Source organism: Polymorphospora sp. NPDC050346 (genome assembly GCF_040655695.1).
In the GTDB taxonomy this organism is placed as follows: domain Bacteria; phylum Actinomycetota; class Actinomycetes; order Mycobacteriales; family Micromonosporaceae; genus Polymorphospora; species Polymorphospora lycopeni.
Genome location: NZ_JBFAKM010000033.1, coordinates 1 through 24848, shown reverse-complemented (window position 1 = coordinate 24848; position 24848 = coordinate 1). Strand labels below are relative to the sequence as shown.

Genomic DNA, 24848 nt, shown 5'->3' with positions numbered 1-24848 from the left:
TCCACCCGACGCCGGGACTAGCCACCGGCACCGTGGGTAGACGCCGACGGTGGCACGTCAGTTCGTCAACTGGTCCGGCAGCCTGGCCTTCACGCCGGGCGGGTACGCCGAGCCGGCCGACGAGGAGGCGGTGCGGGATCTGGTCCGGCGCGCCCGCGAGGACCGGACGAAGATCCGCCCGGTCGGCTCGGGGCACTCGTCGAGCCCGCTGGTGCGTACCGACGGGACCCTGCTCAGCCTGGACCGGATGGCGGGCGTGATCGGGAACGACCCGGCGGCCGGCCGGGCGACGGTGTGGGCGGGCACCAAGCTGAAGGCGCTCGGCGAGGGGCTGTACGACGCCGGCCTGGCGATGGACAACCTCGGCGACGTCGACTACCAGTCGATCGCCGGGGCGACCGCCACCGGCACGCACGGCACCGGGCTCGGCTTCGGCAACCTGTCCACCCAGGTGGCCGGCGTACGGCTGGTCAGCGGCGGCGGCGAGATCCTGGACATCTCGGCCCGGGACAACCCGGAACTGTTCGCCGCCGCGCGGCTGTCGCTGGGCGCGCTGGGGGTGGTCACCCGGATCACCCTGCACGTGCAGCCGCGCTACGAGCTGCGCCGGCGGGCGTGGTGCGCCCACGTCGACTGGACGCTCGACCACCTGGCCGAACTCCAGCACACCAACCGCAACATGGACTTCTACTGGTATCCGCGCAGCGACCAGACCCAGATCCGGACGATGAACCGGCGGGACCGGGAGCCGGACATCCAACCGTGGGCGGCGGGCCGCGAGCCGGGTCCGGGCGGGTATCCCGCCGAGGGCCAGGTCGGGCCGACCCACCGCACCATTCCGCGGCACCGGGAGCTGCGCTTCGAGGAGATCGAGTACATGCTGCCGTCGGAGGCGTTCCCCGCCTGCTTCGCCGAGGTCCGGCGGCGGATCCGGGACCGCCACCGTCGGGTGGCGGCGTGGCGGGTCCTGGTACGCACCATCGCCGCCGACGACATCGCGCTGAGCAACGCCCACGGCCGGGCGACCACCACCATCGCCTGCCTGCAGAACAGCTCGCTGCCCTACGAGGAGTACTTCCGGGACATGGAGGCGGTGTTCCGGCAGTACGGCGGGCGCCCGCACTGGGGCAAGAAGCACTGGCTGGCCGCCGGCGAACTGCAACCGCTCTACCCGCGCTGGGACGACTTCCAGGCGGCCCGCCGCCGGCTCGACCCGGACGGGGTGTTCCTCACGCCCGACCTGGCCCGACTGCTGGAGGAGGCGTGATGCCGGACATCGGACGGCGGGTCTGGGTGATCCCGGGCGGACGCATCCCGTTCCCCGCGCACGGGGCCGAGCCGGAGTTTGCCGGCTTCGACCAGCTCTGCGTCCTCAACGCCACCGACGAGACGGCCGAGGTGCGCGTGGACGTCTACTACGAGGACGCGGAGCCGGTCGGGCCGTACCTGATCCCGGTGGGCGCCCGGCGGATCCGGCAGGTCCGGCTCAACGACCTGATCGACCCGGAGGCGATCCGCCTCGACCGGCCGTACGGCTGCCTGGTGCGGTCACCGGTCCCGGTGGTCGTCCAGTTCCTGCGCCAGGACACCCGGCTGCCGGGTGCGCTGGGCCTGGCCACCACCCTGGCCTATCCGGCCTGAGCCCCCGACGTTCGGCGGACGGCGGCAGCGGGTAACCGCGCTCATGCCGACTTCCGACTCGTCCGGCCGCTGGACCGGCGGCGTGCGGGCCCGGCTCCGGGCCCGAGCAAAGGGTACGGGCCGGGACAGCTACCGCCGGCTGCAGACGTACCTGATCGTGGCGGTCCAGGCCGGGGTGGCCGCCGCACTGTCCTGGGTGGTGGCCGCACAGGTGCTCGGCAACCCGGAACCGACGTTCGCGCCGGCCGCCGCCGTCGGTACGATCGCCGCCGCCCTCGGCAACCGGACCCGCCGCACGGTCGAACTGATCGCCGGCGTGGTGCTCGGCATCACCGTCGGTGACCTGCTCATCCTCCTGATCGGCACGGGGGCGTGGCAGACCGGGAGCATCGTCTTCCTGGCCATCACGGCGGCGGCGGTGGTCCGGGGCACGGGGGCGTTGATGACCCAGGCCGGTGGTACGGCGGTGCTGATCGCGACGCTCACCCCGACAGTGGCCGACCTGGAGGTCCCCCGGACCATCAACGCGCTGGTCGGTGGCGCGGTCGGGCTGCTGGTGGTGCTCCTGATCGTCCCGCTCAACCCGCTGCGGACCGTACGGCGCGTCGCCAGCCCGGCACTGGACCTGTTCGCCCGGGAGATGACCCACTCGGCGGAGGCGCTCGCCCTCGGCGACGCGAAACGGGCCGAACGGGTCCTCGAGCGGATGCGGGACGCCGAGCAGGAACTCGGCCGGCTCGGCGAGGTCGTCACCGCGGCGGACGAGGTGGTCCGGTACTCCCCGGTGCGCTGGCGCCGCCGCCGGACGCTGGACGCGTACCGGCGCGGTGTCGAGCACATGGACCGGGCGTTCCGGAACAGCCGCGGCCTGGTCCGCCGGATCGGCACCGCGCTTCGGGACAACGAACCGGTGCCGCCCGACCTGCCGGCGGCGGTCGAGCACTTCGGCGAGGCGGTCCGGCTGCTGCACCGGGAGTTCCTCGACGAGCGGGAACCGCACCGGGCCCGCGAGCGGGTGCTGCGGGCGGCGCGGGAGGCCGGGCGGGCCTGCCGGGAGGAGATCGGCTTCTCCGGTACGGTCGCGGTCTCGCAGCTGCGGACCGCCTGCAACGACCTGCTCCGGGCCACCGGGGTGGGTCGCAACGAGGCCCGGGTGATGATCCGCGAGGCGGCCGCCGGGGAGCGGTAGGCGGAAACCCGTCCTAGAGGTGGCCGCCGCGCCACCGGCTGATCTCGGCCTCCGACGCCTCCTCCTCGTGCAGCGCCAGCTCCCGGATCCGGGTCCGCTCGGTCACCCCGGTCAGCCGCTGTACCAGCGCCAGGGCCACGCACGCCGCGACGAGCAGCCCGAGCGCGACGAGGACCGGCATCCGTACGGCCGCCACGGCGAGCCCGGCGATCAGCGCCACCGCGACGAGGGTCGAGCGTCGCACCCGGCGAAACGTGCGCAGCGTGGCGGCGACGCCGGCCAGCAGGAAGAGGACCACCCCGCCGTAGAGGGTGCCGACCGCACCGCTGGACCGGTGGTTCCCCGGCGCGGCGACCACCTCGAGGACGACCTTGAGCCCGAGGGCCGTGAACATGATCCCGATGATGATCGCCAGGTGCAGGTAGGTGTAGACGTCGCGGGCGAGCGGGATGCGGACCCGGTCCCGGGTGCCGTGCAGGGCCTGCTCGATCCCCAGTGCGAGGGTGTCGAACTGCAGCCACCACAGGGCGGAGATCAGGCCGATGCCCAGCACGCCGGCGATGATCACCGGCACGGTCAGGGTCAGCTCGGCGAACCGGCCCGGGCCGATCCCCAGGCCCAGCACCGACTCGCCGAGCGCGATGAGCACGATCAACCCGTGCCGCTCCGCGAAGTGCCCGGCGGAGACGACCGACCACTGGGTGTACGGCAGCAGGATGCCGGCGCCGTACTCCACGGCCAGGGCGGTCAGCCACAGCCCGAGCCGGACCCGGGCCGCGAGTTGGTCGTCGTCGAGCCACAGCGGGGTGAACGCGGCGAGCCCGATCAGCCCGGCCGCCACGACGGCCGGCAGGGTCAGCAGCCACAGCCGCCGGCGCGGCTGGTCGGTCGCGCTAAACACGTACCAGAGCGAGCCGACCGTCAGGGCCCGTACGGCCAGGTAGCAGGCGGCGAACACCGCCGGGCCGGACAGGTCATCGGGGCGGTCGACGAACGCCTGTGGCATGGACAGCGCCAGCACGAAGACGGCGGCCATGGTGGCGAACCCGATCAGCGGCAGGATGCCGTGGTCGGCGCGTACGGCGTTGCCGAGCGCCACGAAGCCCGTCCAGCACCACCACAGCAGCGCGAGCACGACGGCCCCGGCCAGCAGGCCGAACGGGTCGAGGTTCCGCGAGACCAGGCCCGTCACGTTCAGGAAGGCGAAGACGAAGATGAGGTCGTAGAAGAGTTCGAGCCTGGTCACCCGTGAGCCCGGAGCCACCGGCAGGAGCCACCGTGACCGGCGGAGGGTCGGCGCTGCGCTCACCGCCCGAGTCTGGCAGGAGGGCCGGACCGCGCGCAGCGTTTCCGGGGGCGGGGGCGGGGACGGTGGCTAGGCGCTCGCGCGGGCCGGCGCGTCGATGGCGAGTTTCACGCCGATCGCACCGAGCAGGGTGCCGGTCACCCACCGCTGGAACTTGTTCCAGGAGGGGCGGGTGGCGAGGAAGGCCGCGATGCTCCCGGCGACGATCACGAACATGGCGTTGACGACCAGGCTGACCGTGATCTGCACACTCCCGAGCAGGAACCCCTGCAGCATCACGTTGCCCGCGGCCGGGTCGATGAACTGCGGGATGAGCGCCATGTACATGATGGCGGCCTTGGGGTTGAGCAGGTTGGTCAGCAGCCCCATCCGGAACAGCTTCGCGGGCGAGTCACCGGCCAGCTCCCGGGTCTCGAACATGGAGGCCCCGCCCGGCCGCAGTGCCTTCCAGGCCAGGTAGAGCAGGTAGGCCGCGCCGGCCACCTTGAGGCCGGTGTAGAGCCAGGGCACGAGGACGAAGACCGCGGCGAGGCCGAGGTTGGCCATCGTCATGTAGACGACGAAGCCGACGATGGTGCCGCCCAGCGAGATCAGTCCGGCCCGGCGGCCCTGGCTGATGCTCCGCGAGACGAGATAGATCATGTTCGGCCCCGGGGTGAGCACCATCCCCAGGGCGACCAGCGCCATTCCCAGCACGGCGGCCCACGACACCACGGCCCGTCCCCCCTCCCGGACCCGCGCGGAGCGCGGCCGTCCCCCGTTTTCGGACCCGCGCGGAGCGCGGCCGTCCAGGCAGACAGTACCGCCGGCGCCGTCCGGCCGCGGCCCCGCTCCCCTTGCATTACGGGCCGCAATGTAATGGCGCTGGTAAGGTTCGGCCATGGCCGACCGATCCGGTGCCCGGGCCCGCACCGGGCGCCCCCGCGACACCCACATCGACGCCGCCATCCTCGACTCGACCACGGCCCTGCTCGGCGAGGTCGGCTACAAGCACCTGACCATGGGCGAGGTCGCCGCCCGGGCCGGCACGACGAAACCCGCGCTCTACCGGCGCTGGTCGTCGCAGCAGGAGCTGGTCCTCGCCGCGCTCGCCCGCCAGCTCGGCGGGATCGAGCCGGTCGACACCGAGTGCACGCTCTGCGACCTGCACGAGTCGATCAGCCTCTTCGTCGACGCGTTCCAGCGGCTGCGCCCCAACCTCCTCGCGCCGCTGCTGGCCGACTGCGCCGGGCACGACGACCTGCGGGACGCCTTCATGGCCACCCTGTTCGAACCGCCGCGGCAGGCCGTACGGCAGACGCTGCGCGCCGCCGTCGCCCGCGGCGACCTGCGCCCCGACCTCAGCCTCGACCTGGCCGTCGACCTGCTGGCGTCGCTGGTGCACTACCGGACCCTCTTCGGCCACGCACCGTTGACGGGCACGGACATCGAGGACGCCGTCGAGACGCTGTTGCGCGGGATCGCCGTCGACTACGACGCCCTGCTCGCCCAAAGCCTCGGGCAGGCCAGCCCGTCGTCCGCGCACGGGCTGCACGAGGCGCACGCCTGAGCCCGCCGCCGGGTCAGCCGGCACGCACCACGACCGCGCCGCCGGCCGGCACCCGTACGGTGCCGTCGACGGTGCCGCCGGTCAGCATGTCGACGCCGGTCGCGGCCACCTCGTGCGCGGTCGCGGTGTGGTTGAGCACGAAAAGCCACGAGCGGTCACCGGCACGGCGGGTCACCGCCTCCACCCCGGGCGGCAGGTCGGGCCGTACGGGTTCGACGCCGGCCTCGGCCGCCACCGCGCCCAGCAGGTCGGCGTACGCATCCGCGGCGAGGCGGGTGGAGACGTACCAGGCCACGCCCGCGCCGACGGGGCGCCGGGTGACGGCCGGACGGCCGGCCAGGACTCCGCCGGTGTAGGAGGCGACGACCTGCGCCCCGGTGGTGTGCACGCTCTCGCTCCACAGGTCGCCGGTCGTGCCGTCGGACAGCCGCACCGAGGTGTCCGGGGCCAGCGGGTGGAACTCCTCGACCCGTACGCCGAGCAGGTCGCGCAGCGCACCCGGGTAGCCGCCGGTGCGGACCCGGGCGTGCTCGTCGGCGACTCCACTGAGGTACGTCACGACGAGGTGCCCGCCCGCCTCGACGAAGGACCGCAGCGCGGCGGCCTGCCGGTCGGCCATCAGGTAGTGGCCGGGCAGCACCACGACGGCGTAGCCGGAGAGGTCGTCGAGTGCCCCCACGACGTCGGTGGTGATGCCCCGGCGCCACAGTGCGCGGTGTGCCCGCCGCGCGTCGTCGAGGTGGTCGAGCCGGGTCGACGGCAGCCCCTGGGCCTGTAGCGCCCAGGCGGACGGCTCGTCGAACACCACGGCCACCCGGGCCTCGACGGCGCCGGCGGCGACCTCGGCGATCCGGTCGAGCTGCCCGCCGAGCCCGACCGCCTCGCGGTAGACCCGGCTGTCCGGGCCGGCGTGCGGGACCAGCGCGGAGTGGAAGAGTTCGGCGCCGCCGCGCGGGGCCCGCCACTGGAAGAACATCGCGCCACGCGAGCCGCGGGCGACGGCGGCGAGGCTGTGGCGGGCCATCCGGCCGGGCTCCTTGGTGTGCATCCGGTCGCCGGTGTAGATGAGGTTCGGCGCGGTCTCCATCAGCAGCCAGTCCGGCCGTCCCGGGCTCCGGCGGGCCCAGCCGCGGGCCAGGTCGGCGGCGAACGCCGCCTCCTCCTCGGCGGCGGGGCCGGCGTCGGCCGGATAGTGGTCGATGGCGACGAGGTCGACCTCGGCCGCCCACCGGGCGTGGTCGACCGGCACCCACCCGCCGAGCACGTAGTTGGTGGTGACCGGCACGCCGGGGGTCGCGGCGCGCAGCAGGTCGCGCTGTTCGACGTACGCGGCGAGCAACTCATCGGAGGTGAACCGGCGGAAGTCGAGCACGTGGGTGGGGTTCGGCAGGTACTGGGTGGCGCGGGGCGGCCGGATCTGCGCCCAGTCGGTGTAGTGCTGGCTCCAGAAGGCGGTGGTCCACGCGTCGTTGAGCGTGTCGAGGTCGCCGTAGCGGTGCCGCAGCCAGCGGCGGAACGCCTCGGCGGTGAGGTCGCAGTGGCAGGTGGCGGCGTATTCGTTGTGCACGTGCCACAGGGCGAGCGCGGGGTGGTCGCGGTAGCGGCCGGCGAGCGCGGCGGCGATGCCCCGGGCGGCGGACCGGTACGCCGGCGCGCTGGCGCAGTAGGTGTCGCGGCTGCCGTGGCTGAGCCGGGTGCCGGCGGCGTCGACCGGCAGCGCCTCGGGGTGGGCGAGGCTGAACCAGGGCGGCGGCGAGGCGGTCGGGGTGGCCAGGGCGACCCGGATCCCGCCGTCGGCGAGCCGGTCGAGGACCCGGTCGAGCCAGCCGAAGTCGTAGCGGCCGGGTGCCGGCTCCAGCCGGGACCAGGAGAAGACCCCGACGGTGACCATGGTGACGCGGGCCCGGCGCATCAGCGCGACGTCCTGTGCCCACACGTCTTCCGGCCACTGCTCGGGGTTGTAGTCGCCCCCGAAGAACATCGCGCTCCCGCACCGTTGTGGTTTGTTTGGAATCCAGCCAAAGTAGAGCCGGTGCGGGCACCTGTCAACGGATCGGCGTCGCGGGCGCCGGCCGACACCTGGGAACACGCGATGGCCACCGGCAACGGCCGGCAGGGCGCCCTGTGCTGGGGCCGGCCGGAGAGCGGTCTGCGGCTGACCGTCTCCCACGAGCGGCTGTTCCTGCCGCTGCACCCGCCGCTCGACCCGCCGGACACCGCCCGGATCCTGCCCCGGCTGCGCGACCTGCTCGACACCGGCCACTATGCCGAGGCCGCCGCGCGGGTGTGCCGGCTCGCCGCCGACGACGAGCCGGCCTACGCCGAGACGGTCTGGATCGACCCCCTGGTCGGTGCCGCGACGCTGACCGTGACGACGCACCGCCCCGGCCCGGCGCGGGACCACCGGCGTACGGTCGACACCGCGACCGGCCTGGTCACCCAGGAGTGGCGCGACGCCGCCGGCGACGTACGGGTGGAGGTGTTCGTGTCCCGGCCGGCGGACGCGGTCGTGGTGCGGCTGTCGGCGACCGGCGGCTTCGCCGGCCTGGTGACGCTGGCCCCGGTGGACGGCTTCCCGCCGCGCCCGGTCGAGACCACCGTCGACGGGCTGGAACTGTCCGCCCGCTTCCCGCACGCCACCTGGCCCGGCGCGCTGACCGGCTACCGGGTCCGCTGCCGGGTGTCCGGCGCCGACGTCGACGGACCGGTGCTGCGGTCCGACGCCGTGCTCGTCGTCCGTACGCTGCTGCCCGGCGACCCCGACCCGGCCCCCGACCCGGCGGCCGACTTCGACGCGCTGCTGGCCGCGCACGCCGCCGAGCACGGCGAGTTGATGGGCCGGGTGTGCCTGGACCTGGCCGCCGACCCGGCCGACCGGGCCGCGCCGACCGAGGACCTGCTCACCGCCCCGGTCGGGCCGGCCCTGGTCGAGCGGCTGTTCGACGCCGGCCGCTACCTGATCGTCAGCAGCAGCGGCACGCTGCCGCCCACCCTCCAGGGGGTCTGGAGCGGCACCTGGACACCGGCGTGGTCCAGCGGGTACACCCTCGACGGGAACCTGCCGGCGGCGGTCGCCGCGCTGCTGCCCACCGGCACCCCGGAACTGATGCTGCCGCTGTTCGACCTGCTCGACGCGGTCCGCGACGACCTGCGCCGCAACGCCCGGCGACTGTACGGCGCCGATGGCCTGCTCACCCCGGTGCACCTGTCGACGCACGGCCGGCAGAACCACTTCGGGCCGGTGTGGTGCCAGACGTTCTGGACCGCCGGGGCGGCCTGGCTGGCCCGGCTGTACGTCGACCACTGGCGCTACACCGGCGACCGGGACTTCCTGGCCCGCCGGGCGTGGCCGTTCCTGCGCGAGACGGCCCGGTTCCACCTCGACTTCGTGCAGATACGCGACGGCACGGCGCGGTTCACGCCGTCGTACTCGCCGGAGAACGCCCCGGCCAGCACCGGCTCGCAGGCGTGCGTCGACGCGACGATGGACGTGGCGGTGGCCCGCGACCTGCTGACCAACCTGCTCGCGGTCGCCGCCGAGCTGGGCGTCGACGACCCGGACGCGCCACGCTGGGGGGAGCTGCTCGCCGCGCTGCCGCCGTACCGGGTCGCCGACGGCGCGCTCGCCGAGTGGTGCCATCCGGATCTCACCGACCGGCCGGCGCACCGGCACGCCTCGCACCTCTGGCCACTGTGGTACGAACCCGACCCGGCGATCACCGGCGATCCGGTGGTGCGGGCCGGCGCGGTGGAGGCCGTCCGCCGCCGGCTGGACTGGTGGGCGGGCGCGGACTCCGACGAGATGGCGTACGGGCTCACCCAGCTCGGCCTGGCCGCCGCCGCCCTCGGCCTGGCCGACGAGGCGTACGCGTGCGTGGAGCGGATGGCCCGGCTCTACTGGCGGCCGAGCCTGGTGCCGACCCACAACCGGGACGCGTTGTTCAACGTGGACATCGCCGGTGGGCTGCCGGCGGTCGTCGCGGCGATGCTGGTACGCGGCGCGCACGGGCGGCTCGACCTGCTGCCGGCGCTGCCCGCCGCCTGGCCGCGCGGGCGGGTGACCGGGCTGGCCGTGCGGGGCGCGGTGACCGTACGGGAGTTGCGCTGGGCGCCCGGCACGGTCGAGGCGGTGCTGTGGTCGGCGGGCGGGGCGCGGCTGGTCGTCGGCGCGCCGCCGGGAATGAGGTTCGGCGGCGCGCCAGCGCCACCTGGAGGGAGGTTCGACGGCGCGCCAGCGCCACCTGGAGGGAGGTTCGACGGCGCGCCAGCGATGGACCTCACGTTGCCGGCGGGAGTATCGGTGCCCTTACGCGCCGTTGACACTTAGTTGTGCTTCAAGAAAAACTATGTGCAGCTAGAGCCGCTGCAACAACTGAGGAGCACGCATGCCGTACCGCCCGCCCCTGGTCCCCCACGAGGTCTTCGTGGCCGACCCGCCCGAGTTGCCGGTACGGCCGCCCGGCGAGCAGGGACTCTCCGCCGTGGCCCGCGCGGAGGTGGTGTCGCTCGACGCCACCGGAGCGGTGGTCAAGGCCACCACCTCCGACGGCGGCACCCTGCTGGTCCGGCTCGACGCCGCCGGCGAGGGCGTCGTCCGGGTCCGCCTCAGCGACGACCCGCAGGCCCGCTCCCGCTCCGCCCGCGTCGCGACCCTGGTCACCCCGGGCAGCTACGCCGCCGACGTACGCGGTGTCGACGGCCGCATCCTGGTCGACGCCGGCGGGGTCGTCGCCGAGGTGACCCTCGACCCGTGGCGGCTGCGGTTCCTCGACCGGACCGGTCGGCCGCTCGTCGAGCAGAACGGCGGCGAGCGCGACATCAGCGGACGGCTGCGTACCCTGCCGTTCGGCCGGTCGCTTTCCGGCGGGGCCGTCGTGGCGTACCACGAGAGCTTCACCGCCCAGGCCGACGAACGGTTCGTCGGGCTCGGCGAGAAGTTCACCCCGCTGGACAAGCGTGGCCAACGCGCCCTGATGTGGAACTTCGACGCCTTCGGCACCGAGTCCGACCGGGCCTACAAGAACGTCCCGCTCTACCTGTCCAACCGCGGCTACGGCATCCTGGTCGACAGCGGGATGCCGGTGGAGTTCGACATCTGCCAGTCGACGCACAGTTGCGTGCAGATCCTCGTACCGGACGACCTGCTCGACTACTACGTCATCGCCGGCCCGACCCCGGCGGAGGTCCTGGACCGCTACGACGGGCTGACCAGCCGGCCGCTGCTGCCGCCGAAGTGGGCGTTCGGCACCTGGATGTCGTCGGGGTTCTTCGCCGACAGCCAGCAGGCGGCGCTGGAGCGGGCCCGGCGGCTGCGCGCCGACGGCATCCCGTGCGACGTGCTGCACCTGGACTGCTACTGGCAGACCGACGGCCACTGGTCCGACCTGGCCTGGGACCGGCAGGCGTTCCCGGACCCGGACGCCATGCTCGCCGAACTGGCCGGGATGGGCTTCCGGGTCTGCCTGTGGATCAACTCGTACCTGAGCCACCTCAGCCCGCTGTTCGCCACCGCCGAGGCGGCCGGCTACCTGTTGCGGCGACCGGACGGTTCGACGTACGTCGCCGACGTGTGGCACGGGTCGTACCCGGCCTGCGGCATCGTCGACTTCACCAACCCCGAGGCGACCGCCTGGTACCAGGGGCTGCTGCGGCCGCTGCTCGAACAGGGCGTCGCGGTCTTCAAGACCGACTTCGCCGAGGGGGTGCCGGCCGACGCGGTCGCCGCCAACGGGATGACCGGCACCGAACTGCACAACGTCTACACCCTGCTGTTCAACGACGCCGCCGCGCAGGTCACCCGCGAGGTCGCCGGGCACGGCATGGTCTGGGCCCGGTCGTCGTACCTGGGCGGGCAGCGGCACTCTGCCCAGTGGGGCGGCGACACCAGCGCCACGTACCCGGCGATGGCGAGCACGCTGCGCGGCGGGCTGTCGCACGGCCTGTCCGGGGTGCCGTTCTGGTCGCACGACGCGGGCGGTTTCACCGGCACGCCGACCGACGACCTCTACGTGCGCTGGGCGCAGTTCGCGGCGCTGTCGCCGCTGGTCCGCTTCCACGGCACCACCAGCCGGCTGCCGTGGAACTTCCCCGCCCACGCCGCCACGCTGGCCGTCGAGGCGCTGAAGCTGCGCTACCGGCTGCTGCCGTACCTGTACTCGGCGGCGGTCACCTCGGCCCGCACCGGGGCGCCGATGATGCGGGCGCTGCTGGTCGACGCGCCGGACGACCCGGCGGCCTGGACCGCCGAGCTGGAATACCTGCTCGGCCCGGACCTGCTGGTCGCCCCGATCGTCACCCTGGAGCCCGAGCGGTTCGTCTACCTACCGGCCGGCGACTGGATCGACTTCGACACCGGTGAGGTGGTCACCGGCGGCCGGCACCACCGGATCCGCGCCGAACTCGACCGCATCCCGCTGTTCGTCCGGTACGGCGCCCTGGTGCCGACCGTCGCCGTCGCCGAGACGATCCCGGACGGCCCGTTCACCGACATCACCGTGGTGAGCTGGGGCGGTGTGGACAGCCGTACGGTGATCAGCGACATCGACGGCGACACGACGGTGACCGCGATCCGCGACGGCGACACCCTGACTCTGACGGTCGACGGCCCGGCGCGGGTACGCCGGATCGCGCTGCCGGCGGTGAGCGGCGCGACGGCGCCCGAGCGGGTGGTGGTCGACGGCGTCGCGGCGCGGCTCTCCGTCACCGACGGCACCCTGGTGGCGGAGCCGCACTGAGCAGAGCCGCGTGGCCCGCGATCACCGATTCGCGGGCCACGCGGCCGGTCCGGTACCGCCGTCCGTACCCGCTCAGCCCTTGATCGCGCCGATGATGACGCCGCGGGTGAAGTGCCGCTGCACGAACGGGTAGACCAGGGCGATCGGCGCGACCGTCACCACCACCACGGCCATCTTGATGGCCAGGGTCGGCGGCATGCTGACGCCGACCGTGGCGCCGGAGGTCTGCGGCGTCTGCCCGGCCAGGATGAAGCTCTGCAGCACCCGCTGGATCGGGAACTTCTCGTTGTCGTCGATGTAGAGCAGCGCGTTGAACCAGACGTTCCAGTACCCGACGGCGTAGAACAGGCCGACGACCGCGATCACCGCCTTCGACAGCGGCAGCACGATCCGCCACAGGATGCGGAACTCCCCTGCCCCGTCGACCCGGGCGCTGTCGAGCAGTTCACCGGGGATGTTCTGGAAGAACGCCCGCATGACGACGAAGTTGAAGACGTTCAGGGCGGTCGGCAGGATCAGCGCCCAGAGGCTGTCCTTGAGCCCGATGCCGGTGACGACGAGGTAGCTCGGCACCAGCCCCGGGTAGACCAGGAACGTCAGCAGGAAGTAGAAGAGCAGCCCGCGGTGCCCGACCGTGCCGGGCCGGGACAGCCCGTACGCGGCGAGCACGGTCACCACCAGGCTGACCGCGGTGCCGGCGCCGGTGACCAGCGTGCTGATCCACAGCGCCTGGCTGATCTGCCCGCCGGAGAAGATCGTCCGGTAGGCCGACAGGTCGATCTCGCGGGGCACCACGACCAGGCCGCCGGCGGCGTTGATGGTCTCCTGCGAGGAGACGCTGGTGACCAGGACGACCCACATCGGGACGAGGACGGCGAGGACCACGACGGCGAGGACGCCGCCCTTGGCGGTCTGCCCGACGACGCCGGGCTTCTCCTCCCAGGCGGGGCGGGCGTTGCGGCGGCGGCGTGGCGGCCGGGTGGACGGGGGCGCGGTCGGCAGCGTGGCGGTCATTGTTTGGAGTACACCCCCCGTTCGCCGAGCGCGTGGGCGAACTTGTTGGCGGCCAGGATCAGGATCAGCCCGACCACGGCCTTGAAGAGGCCGGCGGCGGCGCCGAAGCCGTAGTCGCCGGTGATGATCGAGTGGTGGTAGACGAACGTGTCGAGGACCTCGGCCGCCTGCCGGCCGACCGCGTCGCGTTGCAGCATGAACTGCTCGAAGCCGACCGAGAGCGCGTCGCCGAGCCGCAGGATCAGCAGCAGGACGATGACCGGCCGCAGGCCGGGCAGGGTGATGTGCCACAGCCGGCGCCAGCGCCCGGCGCCGTCGACCGCGGACGCCTCGTAGAGGTTGGGGTCGATGGTGGACAGTGCGGCGAGGAACACGATGGTGCCCCAGCCCACGTCCTTCCAGACCACCTCGGCGGTGACCAGCACGATGAACGTGTCCGGGTTGGTCATGATCTCCGGCGGGGTGAGCCCGGCCTCGCGCAGTTCCTGCGCGAGCAGGCCGGCGCCGCCGAGCATCTGGACGAAGAACGTCACGACCAGCACCCAGCTGAAGAAGTGCGGCAGGTAGACCACGGTCTGCACGAACATGCGCAGCCGGGTGGACAGGATGCTGTGCAGCACGATCGCCAGCGCGATCGGCAGCGGGAAGAAGAACACCAGCTGGAACGCGGTGATGGTCAGGGTGTTCCAGAGCGCGTCCCAGAACGCCGGGTCGGAGAAGAGCGCGTCGAAGTTCTCCAGCCCGATGAACGGGCTTTGGAACAGCGCCTCCAGGGAGCTGTCACCGAGGTAGGGGTTGTAGTCCTGGAAGGCGACGACGTTGCCGAGGACCGGCAGGTAGTGGAAGACCAGCAGCAGCAGCGCGCCGGGGGCGACCATGACCAGCAGCGGCCAGTCGCGCCGCAGCCGGGCCCGCAGCGGCAGCCGGGGCTGGCGGCGGGACGACCGCTTACGGCCGGCCGGCGCGACGTCGGCCGGCGGGGTGCCGGGTTCGGCGGCCGGCCGGGTGGCCGGCGGCGGTACCACCGCCGCCGGCGTCCGGCTGACCTGGTCGTTGCTCACTTGCCGTCGGACAGCGCCGTACCGAGCATCTCGCGGGCCTCGTCACCGCCGCCGGCCCGCCATTCGCTGACGACCGCGTCGAGGTCGCTGATCGGCCGGCGGCCCCGGACGATGTCGGTGATCTTGTCCTCGGTGGGTACGGCCGCGGCCTTGTACTTCGCCGGCATCTCGAACTTCAGGCCCTCCCAGGGGTCCTTCTCCAGGTGGCGCACCGTGGTGTTCGAGTAGGTCAGCAGGTCCTGTACGAAGTTCGGGGTCTGCGGGGTCGGCTGGATGACCGGGCTGCGGCCACTGACGAAGAAGTACTGGTTCTGGATCTCCTTGAAGCCGAGTTCGGTCTTCGACGGCCCGTCGGTGGTGCGGGTGTGGTGGACGCCCTCGACGCCGTACTCGCGCAGGTCGAACTCCTTGGTGCCGAACGGCGCGGAGCACCAGTTGATCACCCGCAACAACTCCTCGACGCGGTCCTTGCCGAGTCCCTTCTTGATGAAGGTGTAGGAGATCGGCTCGTCGTTGCCCCAGGCGAGCGGGTCGCCGCCGGTGGCGGAGAACAGCGGAACCGGCTGGATGTCGAAGCCGGGGGTGACCTTCTGCTGCTCGGCCTGCATCGGCTGCCACATGCCGGTGCCGTCCTGCTTGAACAGGATCTTGCCGCTCTGCAGCAGCTGCTTGGCGTCGGCACCCTTGCTGGCGACGATGTCGGGGTGGACCAGGCCGGCCTGGTAGACCTTGGCCATGAACTCGACGGCCTGCCTGTACTCGGCGGTCTCGTACTTGAACTCCGGGGTGCCGTCGGACTTCAGCCGCCAGCCCTCCTTGCTGCCGGGCGCCTTGTGCAACATCTGCACGATCGGGAAGATGTCGTCGAACGCCCACACGCCCTTGGCGGGATCGGTGACCTGCTTGCCGATCTCGAAGAGTTCGTCGATGGTCTTCGGCGCCGCCAGGCCGAGCTGGGTGAGCAGGTCCCGGCGCTGGAAGAGCATCCACGGGAACGGCCCGTCGGTCGGGTTGGGGATCGCCATCAGCCGCTCGTTCCAGCACGCGTGGCGCCAGGCGCCGGTGGGGAACGTGGCCAGCATCGGGTACGCCCCGACCGCACCGCCCTGCAGGTAGGGGGTCAGGTCCTCGAAGAGGGCGCCGACGGCGTCGGCGAACCGGGGCAGCTTGTTGATTTCCCAGCCGGGCACGCAGAGCAGCTCGGGCACGTCCCGGGCGCCGAGGATGGCGCCGAGCTTCTCGGCGTACGTGTTGCCGTCCTGCACGCTGAAGTCGATCGGGGTGCCGAGCTCGGCGTTGACCGCGGTCAGGTAGGCGTTGTTGGCGCCGCTGGGCGGGGCCGGTCCCCAGGCCGGCATCATCGCGCTGATCTGCTGCCCGCTGGTGCCCGGCTTGTCGGTGATGGCGTCGAAGAGGTTGGCCGGGAACCGGGAGTAGCCGTCCGGGACGGGCCGGGTGCCCACGATGTCGGGCTTGGGGATGTCGAGGGTGAGGGCCCGCTGCTCGGGCAGCACGCCGGCGAGCCGGTCGAGGTTCTGGGTGGCGCCGCCGCCGGCGGACTTCTCACTGCAGCCGGCGAGCAGTCCGCCGCCCGCGACGGCCGCGGCGCCCAGGCCGAGCAGGCTCAGGAAGGTCCGGCGGTTGGTTGCGGCGCCCGTGGGTGTCGTCACGGCGCGCTCCTCTCGAAACGGGTCGACGGGGCAGGAACTCCCGCTAGACTTTGTTTGGCTGGTAGCCAAACAAAATAGTCGACGGTCAAGAGGCTCACAAGTGAGCATGCCGTGGCCCGGACGTCCGCGGGAGAGGTTTCCTGCCGGAGGTGCGGGTGCGGCATAGTGGACGTGCCCCGACCGGGCCGGGGCGGAAGGCGGAGCTGACGTGATCGGGACGCGGGGCGCCGCACAGGCGGCCGACTTGACCGACGTACGGACGACGAACCTCACCGTCGTCCTGCGTTATGTACGTGCACACGCACCCTGTTCCCGCGCGGACATCGCCGCGTCGACCGGGCTGAACAAGGCGACGGTGTCGAGCCTCGTCACCGACCTGCTCGACCGCCGGCTGCTGCGCGAGACCGGCCTGGTGGCCAACCGCATCGGCCGGCCGGCGACGATGCTGACCCTGGAGAGCCGGCCGTACGCCGCCGTCGGCATCGAGGTCGCCGCCGACCACATGACCGCGGTCGCCATCGACCTGGCCGGCGAGCGGCTGCTGTCCTGGCGGCGCGCCTCTCCCCTGACCGGACCGCCCGGCAAGGCGGTGGCCGCCGTCGCGGCGCTGGCCGGTCGGGTCGTCGGGAAGGTGACCGGGCAGGGGCGGCAGATCCTCGGTCTCACCGTCGCCGTACCCGGGCTGGTGGCCGCCGACGACACGGTCCGTTTCGCGCCCCACGTCGGCTGGCCCGAACTGGACCTGCGGGCCCAGCTCGTCAAGGCACTGCGCCGCCCCGCGTACGACGTGGCGGTGGACAACGACGCCAACCTGGCCGCCCTGGCCGAGCAGCGCGACGGCGGCTACGCCGATATCCCCGACCTGGTCCACCTGCTCGGCGGCGTCGGCGTCGGCGCCGGGATCATCGTCGACGGCCGGCCGCTGCGCGGCGGGCACGGCCGGGCCGGGCAGATCGGCCACCTGCAACTCGACCCGGCCGGCCCGGAGTGTGGCTGCGGCCGGCGCGGCTGCCTGGACGCGTACGTCGGGCTGCCGGCCCTGGTCCGCCGGGCGCTGCCGGACACCGGGGCGGACGGCCCGGTCGTCGACTACGCCCCGGAGATCGAGCGGATCGTCGCGCTGGCCGGGGCCGGCGACGCGACCGTGACCGGGGCGCTCGCCGAGGCGGGCCGCCGGCTCGGCCACGCCGTCGCCACCCTGGCCGACCTCCTCGACCCGCGGGTGGTGCTGCTCGGCGGGTCGTTCGTGCCGCTCGCGCCGTGGCTGCTGCCCGCCGCCGAGGCCGAGGTGCGGGCCCGGGTGTCCACCCCGGACGCGTGCCGGGTCGCGGTGTCCACCCTGGGCGCGGGCGCCGCCGCGGTGGGTGGCGCGGCCCGGGCGCTCGACCGGGTGGAGGCCGGGCACCTGCCCGCCGTTCCCTGACATCGGGATTCGTCCCGGTTCTCTTGACTGGGCCGACGCCCGGTGTCAGCCTCAGAGTGCTCCGTTCGAAACACGTGTGTAACCGCGTGTTCGGCGGAGCACTTTCCGGATCATTGTCGAAGCGCTTCGAATGTTCGACGTGGGATCGCAGGCCGAGGAGAGCACCACCATGGACGACACGGCACCCGGCACCTTCCGAGACCCCGACCTGCCGACGCCGGACCGGGTGGCCGACCTGCTCTCCCGGCTGAGCGGTGCCGAGAAGATCGCCCTGCTGCACCAGAACCAGGCCCCCGTCCCCCGGCTCGGTGTCGGCGGGTTCCGCACCGGCACCGAGGCCCTGCACGGCGTCGCCTGGCTCGGCCCGGCCACCGCCTTCCCGCAGGCCGTCGGCCTGGGCGCGAGCTGGGACCCCGACCTCGTACGCCGGGTCGGCGCGGCGGTCGGCGAGGAGGTGCGCGCCTTCCACCACAAGGACCCCGACGCCGTCGGCCTCAACGTCTGGGCCCCGGTCGTGAACCCGCTGCGCGACCCGCGCTGGGGCCGCAACGAGGAGGGATACGCCGAGGACCCGTGGCTGACCGGACTGCTCGGCACCGCCTACGCGGCCGGGCTGCGCGGCGACCACCCCGTCTACCTGCGTACCGCCCCGACCCTGAAGCACTTCCTCGGCTACAACAACGAGACCGACCGCGACCGCACCTCCAGCGACCTGCCGCCGCGGGTGCTGCACGAGTACGAACTGCCCGCGTTCCGGGCCCCGATCGCGGCCGGGGCGGCGGTCGCCGTGATGGCCTCCTACAACCTGGTCAACGGCCGGCCCGCCCACCTCAGCCCGCTGATCGCCGGTGAACTGCGCACCTGGACGGCCGACGACATCCTCGTCGTCGGCGACGCCGGCGCCGTCACCAACATCGCCGCCAGCCAGAAATACCACCCCGACCACGTCACCGGCTTCGGCGCCGCCCTGCGGGCCGGCATCGACTGCTTCACCGAGGACGACGACCGCAGCGGTCCGACCGTCGAGCGGATCACCGAGGCGCTGGAGCGCGGGCTGATCGACGAGGCCGACGTCGACACCGCCGTCCGGCACATCCTGGCGGTCCGGATGCGGCTCGGCGAGTTCGACCCGCCGGCCGGCAACCCGTACGCCGCCACCACCGCCGACGTCGTCAACTGCACCGACCACCAGCGGCTCGCCCGCGAGTCGGCCCGCCGGGGCACCGTACTGCTGAAGAACCCCGACGGGCTGCTCCCGCTGCGTCCACAGCAGACGGTCGCGGTACTGGGCCCGCTCGGCGACACCGTCCTGGCCGACTGGTACAGCGGCACCCTGCCGTACGCGGTCACCGCCCGCGCCGGGCTCGCCGACCGGCTCGGCGCCGACGCCGTACGGTTCGCCGAGGGCGTCGACCGGATCACGCTGTCGACGACCGCCGGACCGGTGCAGGCCGGGCCGGCCGGTGAGCCGCTGCGGGTCGGCGACGGCACCACCGGCACCGAGTTCGACGTGGTCGACTGGGGTGCCGGCACGGTGACGCTGCGGGCCGTCGACAGCGGCCGTTACGTACGCGCCGACGAGACCGGTGCGCTGGTCGACGACCGGCCCGGCCCCGGTGAGTGGATCGTGCGCGAGACGTTCGAACCGGTCCGGTGCGGCACCGGCACGCTGCTGCGCCACGTGGCCGACGACCGCTACGTGCGCGCCGGTGACGACGGTACGCTGCGGGTCGACGCGGCGACCCCGGAAGAGGCCACCGCGTTCGTCGTCGACCTGGTCACCGACGGGATCGAGGCGGCCGCCGCGGCCGCCCGCGCCGCCGACGTGGCCGTGGTCGTGCTCGGCAACCACCCGATGGTCGGCGGCCGGGAGACCGAGGACCGCGCCGACCTCGCCCTCCCGCCGACGCAGGAGGCGCTGCTGCGCGCGGTCCACGCCGCCAACCCGCGCACCGTGCTCGTGTTGACCAGCAGCTACCCGTACGCGGTCGGCTGGGCGCACGACCACCTGCCGGCCGTGCTGTGGACCGCGCACGGCGGCCAGGAGTACGGGTCGGCGCTGGCCGACGTGCTGCTCGGCGGCACCCCGGACGGGGAGCCGGTCGAACCGACCGGTCGCCTCCCGCAGACCTGGTACCGCTCCGACGCCGACCTGCCCGACCTGCTCGACTACGACATCATCGGCTCGGACGCGACCTACCTCTACTTCCGCGGCACGCCGCTCTACCCGTTCGGGCACGGCCTCGGCTACACCCGGTTCGCGCACCGCGACCTGCGACTGAGCACCGACACGGTCGACGCCGACGGGCAGGTCGAGATCAGCGTCGACGTCGTCAACGTCGGCGACCGCCCCGGCGAGGAGGTCGTGCAGTTCTACACCCGGCAGCGGCGGTCCCGGGTGAAGCAGCCGCTGCGTCAACTGCGCGGCTTCCGCCGGGTCCGGCTCGCCCCCGGCGAGCGGGTGACCGTCAGCCTGCCGCTGCGCGCCGCCGACCTCGCCTTCTTCGACGTGTCGTCGGGGCGGCCGGTCGTCGAGTCGGCCCGGCACACGGTGGCCGTCGGCCGCTCCTGCGTCGACCTCACCGCGACGGCCACGCTGACCGTGCACGGCGACGTCGTCACGCCCCGCGACCCGGCGGCGGCGCCGGTACGGGCGGCCGGCCGGGACGGCGAGTACGCGACGGTGCTCACCGACGAGGGGCCGGAGCACGGCGACGCGGCCACCGCCGTACGCGCCGGTGCCTGGCTGGCCTTCGAAGACGTCGAGATCGGGGCCGGGGTCCGGTCCGCCACCCTGCGGGCCGCCGCCCCCGCCGGCGGTGCCCGCGTCGAACTGCGCCTGCGCGACCCGCTGTCCGGCCCCGTCGCCGCGGTGTTCGAGGTGCCCGCCACCGGCACCCGGCACAGCTGGACCGAGGTCACCGCCGCGCTGACCGGGGCGGCCGGTGTCCACGACCTCTACCTCACCCTCGGCTCGCCGGGCGCTACGGTGAGCACGTTGGCGTTCGCCGGGGGCGCCCCGGATCCGGCCGGAAAGGGTACGGGCGCACAGTGACCTCGTCAGATCCCGCCGCCACGGCACCCAAACCCGCCGACCTGGTCACCATCACCGATGTGGCCCGGCACGCCGGGGTCGCCGTCAGCACCGTCTCCTACGTCCTGTCCGGCAAGCGGGCCATCTCCGCCACTACCCGGGAACGGGTGCTGAGCAGCATCAGCGCGCTCGGCTACCACCCGAACGCCGGGGCCCGGGCGCTGGCCAGCCGGCGGGCCAACGTGATCGCGCTGGTGCTGCCGCTGCGCACCGGCATGCACCTGCCGGTGCTGATGCAACTGGTGACCGCGGTGGTCACCGGCGCCCGCGAGTTCGATCACGACGTGCTGCTGATGACCGCCGACGAGGGGCCGGCCGGGCTGCGCCGCATCGCCGCCAGCGCGATGGTCGACGGCGTCATCGTGATGGACGTGGAGATGACCGACCCCCGGGTCCCGGTGCTGCGCGAACTGGGCCGGCCCAGCGTCCTGATCGGCTTCCCCGCCGACGCGCGCGGCCTCACCTGCGTCGACCTCGACTTCCACCGGGCCGGCGCGCTATGCGTCGAGCACCTGGTGCGGCTGGGCCACCGCCGGCTCGCCCTGCTCGGCGCCCCCGGCGTCGTCTACGAACGCGACACCGGCTTCGCCCACCGCACCCGGGCCGGCTTCCTGGAGACCGCCGCCGCCCACGGCGTCGCGGCCGTGGCCCGACCGTGCGAGGAGCACTACCCCGCCGTACGGGAGGCGCTCGTCGACCTGTTCGGCGACGACCCGGCACTGACCGGGATCGTGGTGCACAACGAGGCGGCGGTCGACCACGTGATGGCGGTCCTGCCGATGCTCGACCGGCGGGTCCCCCGCGACGTGTCGGTGGTCGCGATCTGCCCCGACCAGGTCGCCGAACGCACCCGCCCGGCTCTGGCGTCGGTGCCGATCCCGGCCGAGGAGGTGGGCCGCAACGCGGTGTCGCTGCTCATGCGCAAGCTCGCCGGCACGGCCGTACCGGACGCGACGCTGCTCGCCCCGGCGCTGACCGCCCGGTCCAGCACCGCCGCCGCGGACCTTCCCGCGTAGCCGGTCTCGCCGGCTGTGGCCGGCCCTGGAGCCGTGCCGTGGCCGGCCCGGTGCCGGGCCGGCCGGGCGGGCACGGTCAGATCGTGTAGAGGATCTTCACCCCGTCGAGGGTGGTCGCGGAGACGGCCGAGCCGCCGACGCCGGAGTTGAGGTTGCGCCAGCCGTTGTTGCTCGCCGCCTCGTGCACCATCCCGCCGACGACCGTGTAGACGTGCTTGACCCCACCCACGTTCAGCGCCGCCAGCGCGCTCCCGCTCACCCCGCCGATCCCGGAGTTGAGGTTGCGCCAGCCGTTGTTGCTCGCCGCCCCGTGCACCATCCCGCCGACGACCGTGTAGACGTGCTTCACCCCACCCACGTTCAAGGCCGCCAGCGCGCTCGCGCTCACGCCGGAGATCCCGGAGTTCAGGTTGCGCCAGCCGTTCGCGCTGGACGCCTCGTGCACCGTCCCGCCGGCGACGGTGTAGACGTACTTGACGCCGTTCACGTTGATCGCGGCGAGCGCGTTGCCGCTGACGCCGGAGATCCCGGTCCACAGGTTGCGCCAGCCGTTGGCGCTGGACGCCTCGTAGACGTTTCCGCCGGCGACGGTGTAGACGTACTTGACGCCGTCGACCGTGATCGCGGCCAGGGCGTTGCCGCTGACGCCGGAGATCCCGGTCCACAGGTTGCGCCAGCCGGTGTTGCTGGCCGCCTCGTAGACGTTGCCGTTGTTGACGGTGTAGATCAGCTTGGTGCCGCCGAGGGTGATGGCGGCGGTCGCCGACCCGGTGACCGAGCCGGCGCTGCCGCTGACCGGCAGGGCCCGCCATCCGGCGTTGCTGGCCGCCTCCCAGACCTGGCGGGCCGTGGTGCCGCAGTTGTTGCTGGTGACGTTGCGGGGTGCCGAGACGGGGCCGGAGACGTACAGCGGCCCGGTGTGCGGGCTGCCGTCGGAGGTGATGCCGGAGGGGACCCCGTTGAACCACGCCTCGCTGCGGACCCCGTCGCGGATCTGCTCGTAGTGCAGGTGCGGGCCGGTCGAGTTGCCGGTGCTGCCGACCCGGCCGATCCCCTGGCCGGTCGCCACCCACTGGCCGGCGGCGACCGGCGGCCGCTCGATCATGTGCATGTAGCGGGTCTGCCAGCCGCCGCCGTGGTCGATCACGACGTGCCAGCCGGCGCTGCTGCCCCAGCCGGCGAAGGTGACCGTGCCGCCGTACGAGGCGAGGATCGGCCGGCCACTGCTGCCGGCCCCGGTGAAGGTCATGTCGATGTCGTAGTCGTCGTGGCCGTAGTAGGTGGCCAGCCGCCAGGTCTCACCGCAGGGGAACGGGAGCTGGAAGTGGGGTTGCGGGCCGGCGGCGTGGGCCGGGGTGGCGACGACCGCGGTGGCGGCCACGGCGGCGAGCGCCGACGTGGCGGCGGTGGCGAGGGCCAGGAACGCGGCGGCGAGGGTACGGGCGGGCTTGCTCGTCATGGAGGGGTGTTCCTTCGGACGGAGCGACAGGGCCAGAGATGGATGTTGATGTTACTGTCGCCGTCCGGTCTTTGGGACGTCCGGTGTGCCGGGTCTGAAGGGCCACCCGCCGGCCGCCGGCCGCCGTAGGGACGGGGTATCGCTGTTTTGCCCCACAGCGAATTCGCTGTGGTCACGCCGAATTCGCTGTGGACCCCGACACCAACCTGCCCCGGGATCCGCACCGGCGACGACGGCCGCGCGGGACACCCGAACTCAGGCCGGGTCGTCCGGCGCGGACAGCCAGGCGCCCACCCCGGCGAGGGTCCCGGGGCCGAAGTCGTCGGTGACGCTCCGGGCGAGGTCGGCGATCGTCACCGCCCGCAGCGAGGCACGCCAGGCGGCATCGGCCGTGGCCATCGCGCGGGAGATCGCGCACGGTGTCGTGCACGCCTCGGCCGGGGTGGCCAGCGGGCCACGCTGCCGGATCTCGGTGCACACGAACGCCGGCTTGGCGCCGTCGACGGCCTCGACGACGTCGAGCACCGTGATCTGCTCCGCCGGCCGGGTGAGCACGTAGCCGCCGGCGTGGCCCTGGACGGAGCGCACCAGGTCGGCGCGGGACAGGCTCTGCAACTGCTTGGCCAGGTAGCTGGCCGAGACGTCGTGCAGCTCGGCCAGCCGGGCGGCGGGCACGGGCCGCTGCGCCGCGGTCAGTACGACGCAGCAGTGCAGCGCCCACTCGACGCCACCGGACATCTTCACACCCCCACCCTACTTGACTCGGACAGCAGGTGTCCGAGTAGCATCTCGGATATCAGATGTCCGAGTTAGGTACGAGAGGGGTCAGCCATGAAGATCGTGGTCATCGGCGGCAGCGGGCTCATCGGCGGCAAGCTCGTCGACACGCTCCGCGAACGCGGCCACGAGGCCGTTCCGGCGTCGCCCGCCTCCGGCGTCGACAGCGTCACGGGCAAGGGACTGCCCGAGGTGCTGGCCGGCGCCCGGGTCGTCGTCGACGTGACGAACTCGCCGTCCTTCGAGGACACCGCGGTGCTGGAGTTCTTCCGCGCCTCCACCGGCAACCTCCTCGCCGCCGAGGTCGCCGCCGGAGTCGGCCACCACGTCGCACTGTCCATCGTCGGCGCCGACCGGCTGCCCGACAGCGGCTACCTGCGGGCCAAGGTCGCCCAGGAGGAACTGGTCAAGGGCGGACCGGTGCCGTACACGATCGTCCGCGCGACGCAGTTCTTCGAGTTCATCCCCAGCATCGCCCGGGCCGGCGCCGACGGGGACACCTTCCGCCTGTCCCCGGCCCTGCTCCAGCCCGTGGCGGCCGACGACGTGGTCGACGCCCTCGCCGACGCCACGGTCGGCCCGCCGGTCGGCGGCACCGTCGAGGTGGCCGGCCCGGACCGGGTGGGACTCGACGAACTCGTCCGCCGGCTCCTGCTCGCCGGGCGGCTCGAAGGGGACGCGGCCCAGGTGACCACCGACCCCGAGGCCCACTACTTCGGCACCCGCCTCGACGACGGATCGCTCACCGCCGGAGACGGCGCCCTGCTCGGCCGGACCCGTTACGCGGACTGGCTCGAGGCGTCGGCACCGACCCGCTGACCGGCGGTCCCGTGACTTCAACGAGCGCCGCAAGCGGCGCCCCGACGGCTGACCCGCGCCCGGTACGGTACGGCCCCGCCGTCGGTGGCGAGCACC

18 protein-coding genes are annotated in these 24848 nt (G+C 73.4%); 10 read left to right on the top strand and 8 right to left on the bottom strand.

Annotated elements, in window-relative coordinates:
* The first annotated feature begins 49 nt into the window (after positions 1 to 49).
* From AB0I42_RS27770 to AB0I42_RS27760, 3 genes are read left to right on the top strand one after another with little or no spacing between them, the layout of a single operon-like run.
* Positions 50 to 1267 (top strand): D-arabinono-1,4-lactone oxidase, encoded by a 1218-nt coding sequence (locus AB0I42_RS27770; protein WP_357541656.1) that lies wholly within the window; start codon positions 50 to 52, stop codon positions 1265 to 1267.
* On the top strand, positions 1267 to 1641 hold the full coding sequence (locus AB0I42_RS27765; RefSeq protein WP_357541654.1) for a sensory rhodopsin transducer: 375 nt from the start codon (positions 1267 to 1269) through the stop codon (positions 1639 to 1641). Before AB0I42_RS27770 ends, AB0I42_RS27765 begins: the two co-directional genes overlap by 1 nt.
* Positions 1642 to 1684: 43 nt before the next feature.
* Complete coding sequence (locus AB0I42_RS27760; RefSeq protein WP_357541652.1) at positions 1685 to 2830, top strand: FUSC family protein; 1146 nt, start codon at positions 1685 to 1687, stop codon at positions 2828 to 2830.
* A gap of 13 nt (positions 2831 to 2843) precedes the next feature.
* On the opposite strand, the gene AB0I42_RS27755 is transcribed toward AB0I42_RS27760, so the two are convergent.
* Entirely contained in the window at positions 2844 to 4076 is a 1233-nt protein-coding gene (locus AB0I42_RS27755) for a low temperature requirement protein A (RefSeq protein WP_357541650.1), read from the bottom strand.
* Positions 4077 to 4205: 129 nt separating this feature from the next.
* On the bottom strand, positions 4206 to 4850 hold the full coding sequence (locus AB0I42_RS27750; protein WP_357541648.1) for a LysE family translocator: 645 nt from the start codon (positions 4848 to 4850) through the stop codon (positions 4206 to 4208).
* A gap of 166 nt (positions 4851 to 5016) precedes the next feature.
* On the opposite strand from AB0I42_RS27750, the gene AB0I42_RS27745 reads away from it, so the two are divergent.
* Positions 5017 to 5685, top strand: a complete 669-nt coding sequence (locus AB0I42_RS27745) for a TetR/AcrR family transcriptional regulator (RefSeq protein ID WP_357541646.1) — start codon at positions 5017 to 5019, stop codon at positions 5683 to 5685.
* A gap of 13 nt (positions 5686 to 5698) precedes the next feature.
* Here AB0I42_RS27745 and AB0I42_RS27740 read toward each other — a convergent pair whose 3' ends face one another.
* Positions 5699 to 7666: a beta-galactosidase gene (locus tag AB0I42_RS27740; protein ID WP_357541644.1), complete on the bottom strand. Its 1968-nt coding sequence runs from the start codon at positions 7664 to 7666 to the stop codon at positions 5699 to 5701.
* 51 nt (positions 7667 to 7717) lie between these two features.
* Here AB0I42_RS27740 and AB0I42_RS27735 point away from each other — a divergent pair, with 51 nt between their 5' ends.
* Both AB0I42_RS27735 and AB0I42_RS27730 read left to right on the top strand, forming a co-directional pair.
* Positions 7718 to 10012 carry a glycoside hydrolase N-terminal domain-containing protein gene (locus tag AB0I42_RS27735; protein WP_357541642.1) on the top strand — a complete coding sequence of 765 codons (2295 nt, stop codon included), beginning with the start codon at positions 7718 to 7720 and terminating at the stop codon, positions 10010 to 10012.
* Positions 10013 to 10070: 58 nt separating this feature from the next.
* Positions 10071 to 12419, top strand: a complete 2349-nt coding sequence (locus AB0I42_RS27730) for a TIM-barrel domain-containing protein (protein WP_357541640.1) — start codon at positions 10071 to 10073, stop codon at positions 12417 to 12419.
* A 72-nt stretch (positions 12420 to 12491) separates the two neighbouring features.
* Here AB0I42_RS27730 and AB0I42_RS27725 read toward each other — a convergent pair whose 3' ends face one another.
* Genes AB0I42_RS27725 through AB0I42_RS27715 form a run of 3 tightly spaced genes read right to left on the bottom strand, consistent with a single transcriptional unit; the run spans position 12492 to position 16164 of the window.
* Positions 12492 to 13433 carry a carbohydrate ABC transporter permease gene (locus AB0I42_RS27725; protein ID WP_357541638.1) on the bottom strand — a complete coding sequence of 314 codons (942 nt, stop codon included), beginning with the start codon at positions 13431 to 13433 and terminating at the stop codon, positions 12492 to 12494.
* A complete protein-coding gene (locus AB0I42_RS27720; protein ID WP_357541636.1) occupies positions 13430 to 14494 on the bottom strand; it encodes an ABC transporter permease subunit in 1065 nt (354 codons plus the stop codon). The genes AB0I42_RS27725 and AB0I42_RS27720 overlap by 4 nt, the downstream gene beginning before the upstream one ends.
* Entirely contained in the window at positions 14491 to 16164 is a 1674-nt protein-coding gene (locus tag AB0I42_RS27715) for an extracellular solute-binding protein (protein WP_357541634.1), read from the bottom strand. The genes AB0I42_RS27720 and AB0I42_RS27715 overlap by 4 nt, the downstream gene beginning before the upstream one ends.
* Positions 16165 to 16372: 208 nt before the next feature.
* Between AB0I42_RS27715 and AB0I42_RS27710 the strand changes: the two genes are divergently transcribed.
* The 3 genes from AB0I42_RS27710 to AB0I42_RS27700 all read left to right on the top strand — a co-directional run bounded on the left by AB0I42_RS27710 (position 16373) and on the right by AB0I42_RS27700 (position 21697).
* Entirely contained in the window at positions 16373 to 17587 is a 1215-nt protein-coding gene (locus AB0I42_RS27710; protein ID WP_357541632.1) for an ROK family transcriptional regulator, read from the top strand.
* 130 nt (positions 17588 to 17717) lie between these two features.
* A complete protein-coding gene (locus AB0I42_RS27705) occupies positions 17718 to 20642 on the top strand; it encodes a glycoside hydrolase family 3 C-terminal domain-containing protein (RefSeq protein ID WP_357541630.1) in 2925 nt (974 codons plus the stop codon).
* Positions 20639 to 21697, top strand: coding sequence for a LacI family DNA-binding transcriptional regulator (locus AB0I42_RS27700; protein ID WP_357541628.1), 1059 nt, complete (start codon positions 20639 to 20641; stop codon positions 21695 to 21697). The genes AB0I42_RS27705 and AB0I42_RS27700 overlap by 4 nt, the downstream gene beginning before the upstream one ends.
* 76 nt (positions 21698 to 21773) lie before the next feature.
* Here AB0I42_RS27700 and AB0I42_RS27695 read toward each other — a convergent pair whose 3' ends face one another.
* Positions 21774 to 23156, bottom strand: a complete 1383-nt coding sequence (locus AB0I42_RS27695; protein ID WP_357541626.1) for a M23 family metallopeptidase — start codon at positions 23154 to 23156, stop codon at positions 21774 to 21776.
* Positions 23157 to 23411: 255 nt separating this feature from the next.
* Complete coding sequence (locus tag AB0I42_RS27690) at positions 23412 to 23894, bottom strand: Rrf2 family transcriptional regulator (RefSeq protein ID WP_357541759.1); 483 nt, start codon at positions 23892 to 23894, stop codon at positions 23412 to 23414.
* A 93-nt stretch (positions 23895 to 23987) separates the two neighbouring features.
* On the opposite strand from AB0I42_RS27690, the gene AB0I42_RS27685 reads away from it, so the two are divergent.
* Positions 23988 to 24752 carry an SDR family oxidoreductase gene (locus AB0I42_RS27685; protein WP_357541624.1) on the top strand — a complete coding sequence of 255 codons (765 nt, stop codon included), beginning with the start codon at positions 23988 to 23990 and terminating at the stop codon, positions 24750 to 24752.
* Positions 24753 to 24848 lie beyond the last annotated feature (96 nt).